Annotated in this window: 4 protein-coding genes; 3 read left to right on the top strand and 1 reads right to left on the bottom strand. The window is 54.9% G+C overall.

Annotation, left to right across the window (positions count from 1 at the left end; all coding sequences use genetic code 11):
* Positions 1 to 105: 105 nt before the first annotated feature.
* On the bottom strand, positions 106 to 822 hold the full coding sequence (gene fliB / locus CINSTRO3249_RS11990; RefSeq protein ID WP_074013451.1) for a flagellin lysine-N-methylase: 717 nt from the start codon (positions 820 to 822) through the stop codon (positions 106 to 108).
* Positions 823 to 1,532: 710 nt separating this feature from the next.
* Between fliB and pgk the strand changes: the two genes are divergently transcribed.
* The 3 genes from pgk to mscS all read left to right on the top strand — a co-directional run bounded on the left by pgk (position 1,533) and on the right by mscS (position 5,205).
* Positions 1,533 to 2,696 (top strand): phosphoglycerate kinase, encoded by a 1,164-nt coding sequence (gene pgk / locus CINSTRO3249_RS11985; protein ID WP_074013450.1) that lies wholly within the window; start codon positions 1,533 to 1,535, stop codon positions 2,694 to 2,696.
* A 113-nt stretch (positions 2,697 to 2,809) separates the two neighbouring features.
* Positions 2,810 to 3,886 (top strand): class II fructose-bisphosphate aldolase, encoded by a 1,077-nt coding sequence (gene fbaA, locus CINSTRO3249_RS11980; protein WP_074013449.1) that lies wholly within the window; start codon positions 2,810 to 2,812, stop codon positions 3,884 to 3,886.
* A gap of 347 nt (positions 3,887 to 4,233) precedes the next feature.
* Complete coding sequence (gene mscS / locus CINSTRO3249_RS11975) at positions 4,234 to 5,205, top strand: small-conductance mechanosensitive channel MscS (RefSeq protein ID WP_074013448.1); 972 nt, start codon at positions 4,234 to 4,236, stop codon at positions 5,203 to 5,205.
* Positions 5,206 to 5,674 lie beyond the last annotated feature (469 nt).

Genomic DNA, 5,674 nt, shown 5'->3' with positions numbered 1-5,674 from the left:
TGCTCATGCTGAGTTTCCAGCACTAGATTAACTGCCCGTTCACGGACTTCCGGAGAGTAACGTTTGGTCGTTGTCATAGAGACCTCCACTTTTAAAGTATAGACTCTAATTTATCCGGGGTGATTCAATCTGGCCGTCGGTCAACTCTTTGACAAGCGTAGTAAACAGACTTTCCACCCGCGGGTAGTTCTCCTCCACCCGATAATTCAGCGATTGTAAGAAGATCATAAACTGTACTAAGGCATACAGGTTATCTTCGATAAAGGGGCTGTGCGCCATAATCAGATGGCGGCAGAATAACTGAATAATCTGCTGCTCCTGAGTCACCTCATCGCGCCGAGTGCTGCCGACCGACTCGGTGATTTTCGTGCGTTTAACGGTGGTTTTTTCCTCATATTTTAAGGCATCGGGGTCAAACAGCACCAGGCGGACCGCTTCCGGACACGACAAACTTAATGAATGCTGACGATAACTCTGGAGGGAGGTTTCAATGCGCTGATAGGTTTGGCAGGTTCGGCTCAAGGCATTCGGACCCAGCGTCAGATAGATGTTGCACAGTTTTTTTGGATTGAGAAAAGGGCAATCGCCATCCTGTTTTAGCGCGATATAGGCGTAGTGCTGAGTATGCTGTTCGGAGCGATGGGGAATGAGATATTTTTCGGTAATATCCTTCACTTCGATTTGATGAGCAGACTTATAGGTTTTTTGGGTTTTTTTATCTATATTAATCGTCCACCCGCGGCAGCAGTGGGAGAGGCATTGCTCGCCCCGGCATTTGAAATTTCGATAGAAAACCGGCGTGATCTCACGATGCAGTTTCATGCAGTAGACTCTGGCATTAGGGAAAGTAGGAGGCACGTTATCAGCTGAGGCCGCTCGGCAATCGCCTTAAGACCTCGACGAAAGCACGTCGTTTTACGACCGGCGGCAGAGGACGCCTCTGGCAGCGTTTCGGCCGGGCGTTCAGGCTTGCCAGTCCCCGGCACCCCAACACCTCAGCACTCTCGTCTCCCGGTGGTGACGGCTCTCGTATCCAGAGTGGATAACAGACCGCCGGCCCGTAGACGGCATCGTTGGAATTGTCATGGCCCCGGCGCGATAAATTTGCACCACTAAGAAGATCTGTATCACAAAATTAGCAAATATATTCCTGCCTTCTGCAGATTTGATTATTCTAGATGAATCGATTCAGTCATCAGCCTGGCGATCGCGACGGCCGGGACCCCGGCAAGGGATGTTGCGTGCGGTCTTACTCCCCGCGCGGATGGCAAAAGCGGGCACGGGCGTTATTTCGTGATATAGTTGATAACAGAGAATTATTAGTCAGGCTGACATGCTTTGCGCGCCGCAGGCAGGTCGCCCGCCGCGGTGAGTGGGCATAGGGCAACGTTTAAGCGTCTGATATGTCAAAGAATCAGGCCTGGCCCATTGGCATTGAATGGACGGGGCCGCAAGCGACTACGGGTCCGGTGTGAGGAAGTCATTCCCCGCCGCTCAGGCAATTTAGCAAGCATCATACAAGAGGGTTCACCATGGCTGTAATTAAGATGACCGATCTGGATCTGGCTGGTAAACGTGTATTTATCCGTTCCGATCTGAACGTGCCGGTTAAAGACGGGAAAGTGACGTCCGATGCGCGTATCCGCGCCTCTCTACCTACTATCGAAGCCGCACTGAAACAGGGCGCGCGCGTCATGGTGACCTCCCATCTCGGCCGCCCGACGGAAGGGGAATACAACGCCGAGTTTTCGCTGCAGCCGGTGGTGGATTATCTGAAAGACAAACTCTCCGCGCCGGTGCGTCTGGCCAAAGATTACCTTGATGGCGTGGATGTCGCCGAGGGCGAACTGGTAGTGCTGGAAAACGTGCGTTTCAACAAGGGCGAAAAGAAAGATGACGAAGCCCTGGCGAAGAAATATGCCGCGCTGTGCGACGTGTTCGTGATGGATGCCTTCGGGACCGCCCACCGCGCCCAGGCCTCCACCCACGGCGTAGGTAAATTCGCGGCCGTCGCCTGCGCCGGCCCGCTGCTATTCAATGAGCTGGATGCGCTGGGCAAAGCGCTTGATAACCCGGCCCGGCCGATGGTGGCCATCGTTGGCGGTTCAAAGGTCTCCACCAAGTTGACCGTATTGGATTCGCTGTCGAAAATTGCCGATCAGCTCATCGTCGGCGGCGGCATCGCCAACACCTTCGTTGCGGCGCAAGGTCATAACGTCGGTAAATCGCTCTACGAGGCCGATTTGATCCCTGAGGCCAAACGCCTGCTGGAAAACAGCGATATTCCCGTACCGACCGATGTTCGCGTCGCTACCGAATTTTCTGAAACCGCGACCGCAACTTTGAAATCCGCCAGCGAAATTCAAGACAATGAACAGATTCTGGATTTGGGCGATGTTTCCGCCGCCCGTCTGGCGGAAATTCTGAAAAACGCTAAAACCATTTTGTGGAATGGTCCGGTCGGCGTGTTCGAGTTCGCCAATTTCCGTAAAGGCACCGAGGTGGTCGCCCGCGCTATCGCCGATAGCGAGGCATTTTCTATTGCCGGCGGCGGGGATACCCTGGCGGCCATTGACCTGTTTGGCATTGCCGATCAAATCTCCTATATTTCCACTGGCGGCGGCGCTTTCCTGGAATTTGTCGAAGGCAAGAAACTTCCCGCGGTGGTCATGCTTGAAGAACGCGCGAAACAGTAAGTATTGAGCGGGCGGACGCCATCGGCGTTCGCCGTCGCCGCGGCTGGTACACAGGCTCGGGCCGCGGCGAGAAGTCACCCCTTTTAATGGCCTACAAAACAGGACAAAGTAATATGTCTAAGATTTTCGATTTTGTTAAACCAGGTGTCATCACCGGTGATGACGTTCAGAAAGTGTTCGCTGTCGCGAAAGAAAACAACTTTGCTCTGCCCGCCGTCAACTGTGTAGGCACCGATTCCATTAATGCCGCGCTGGAAGCGGCCGCCAAAGTGCGCGCGCCGATTATCGTGCAGTTTTCCAACGGCGGTGCCGCCTTTATTGCGGGCAAAGGCCTGAAAGCCGAAGGCCAGACTGCGGCGGTCCTGGGCGCGGTGTCCGGCGCGCTGCATGTGCATCATATGGCCGAGCATTACGGCATCCCCGTTATTCTGCATACCGACCATTGCGCCAAGAAGCTGCTGCCGTGGCTTGACGGATTGTTGGACGCCGGCGAGAAACACTATGCCGCCACCGGCAAACCGCTGTTCTCATCCCATATGATCGATTTGTCCGAAGAGTCGCTGGAAGAGAACATCGAAATCAGCGCCAAATATCTGACGCGCATGGCCAAGCTGGATATGACGCTGGAAATCGAGCTGGGCTGCACCGGTGGTGAAGAAGACGGCGTGGACAACAGCCATCTGGATAACTCCGCGCTATACACCCAGCCGGAAGATGTCGCCTATGCCTATGAAAAACTGCATGCCATTAGCCCGCGTTTCACCATTGCGGCCGCGTTCGGCAACGTTCATGGCGTTTACAAGCCCGGTAACGTGCAGCTGACGCCAAAAATTCTGGATAATTCGCAGAAATACGTGTCGGAAAAATTTGGTTTGCCGGCTAAATCCCTGAATCTGGTTTTCCACGGCGGCTCAGGCTCTACGCCGGAAGAGATCAAGGAAGCCGTCAGCTACGGCGTGGTGAAAATGAACATCGATACCGATACTCAATGGGCCACCTGGGAAGGGATTCTGAAGTATTACCAGAAGAACGAAGGTTATCTGCAGGCACAGCTGGGCAACCCGGAAGGCGCCGATAAACCCAACAAGAAGTTCTACGATCCGCGCGTGTGGATCCGCGCCGGTCAAGCCTCCATGGCGACGCGTCTGGAGCTGGCCTTTAAAGAACTGAACGCTATCGACGTACTGTAACTGAGTGGCGCCCAAACCGCGCGCAGCGCGCTGTGGGCCCTGTATTCCCTCCCGCCCTGATGCGGGTCGGACGTTAACCACCGCGCTATCCACCGGAAAGTCGTCTCTCCTCTGGATGGCGCGGTTTTTTTGTGTCCTGGGCCGGGAGCACACGCCCTGTCGAGGCGGGCAACAATCAGCGATGACAAGGGCGCGAGCTTTATTAACCCCATGAAACATCTGGCGTTTTTCCACCCAAATTGCCAATGCCATTGGCACGATGGGGCGTTGCGGTATAGGCTTAATACTGTCTTGTCATCGGCGCCAGGCCGAGGGACCTTTGAAATACACCAGAGCGGGAAACCTAAATGGAAGATATAGACGTTGTTGATAAAATCAATCATGCCGGCAACTGGCTGGTTAATAATCAAGAGTTACTAATCCATTACGCGGTTAATATCGTCGCCGCGATCATTATCCTGTTTATCGGTTTGCTTATCTCGCGGATCGTCGCCCGTACACTAAATCGGATGATGAAGGCGCGTCACATCGACGCCACGGTCGCCGATTTCGTCTCGGCGATTTTGCGCTACGGCATCGTGATTTTCACCCTTATCGCCGCCCTGAACCGGATAGGCGTACAGACCGCCTCGGTCATCGCCGTTATCGGTGCCGCCGGTTTGGCTATCGGTCTGGCCCTGCAAGGGTCCTTGTCCAACTTTGCGGCAGGGGTGCTGCTGGTGACCTTCCGCCATTTCCATGCCGGCGACTATGTGGATTTTTCTGGCACTTCGGGTACGGTGTTGGTGGTGCAGATCTTCTCCACCACGCTGAAAACCTATGACGGCAAGATTGTAGTGGTGCCTAATAGCAAAATCCTATCCGGCAATATTACCAACTTCTCCCAAGAGCCGAACCGGTTGATCGATACCATCATCAGCGTCAGCTATGATGCCGATATCGATGTCGTGAAGAAGCTGATTACCGATATTCTGGTCGCCGATAGCCGCGTGATTCAGGATATGGGCCTGACCGTGCGATTAAATGCCCTTGGCCCGTCCTCGATGGATTTCATGGTGCGAGCCTGGGTTCCGCGTAGCGATCAGCAAAACGCCACTTTCGACCTGCTGGAAAAAGCCAAGGTGGCGTTGGATGAGCATCAGATCGGTATTCCCTATCCGCAGATGGATGTGCATCTCTATCGCACGCCGAAAGCGCGGTCTGAGCAGGAGCAGCAAACCGCCAACGCCGGGACCTCTTCGGACGCCGCCCGTGCCGAGGAAGAGAACCAGCAGGTGCAATCGCAGCCGGACGCCGATACCGGCAAGCCGATCGCCTGAGCCGGCGCCAAAACCTGCTGCGCGCAACCGAGGCAGGTTAGGGTGGGGCAGCACGTCGTAGCTCTATGCCGATACCGGCAAGCCGGTCGCCTGAGCCGGCGTCATAGCGTGCTGCGCGCCGCCAAGGCGGGTTAAGGGGCGGGCCGCATGTTGTCGCCGGGCAACGTTAAATGCCCGGCGGTGCGGTATTTCCCATCCCTGATATCCCGCGTCCCGTCAGCCTGTGGGCGCTGCGCAAGGCACCTGGCCCGTTTTCCTGCGCGGCCTGGGTCGCATCGCGCATCGCCGCACGCTAAATTATCATTTCCCCTCGCGCCGTCGGCGCGCTTTTACAGGCGTGCTTGTAGCGATGCAAAATATTCTGGACTAATTTGCAGCCAATTCTGGACTCCTTTAAACCCAAAAAAATGGCTATTTTGGACAGTCCAGAATTGTTTGCAAAAAAACAGGAGCACTTCACTTATTTTGA

Source organism: Candidatus Sodalis sp. SoCistrobi (assembly GCF_900143145.1).
Lineage (GTDB): Bacteria > Pseudomonadota > Gammaproteobacteria > Enterobacterales > Enterobacteriaceae > SoCistrobi.
The sequence above is the reverse complement of the archived record's forward strand: the minus strand, read 5'-3'. Positions and strand labels throughout refer to the sequence as shown.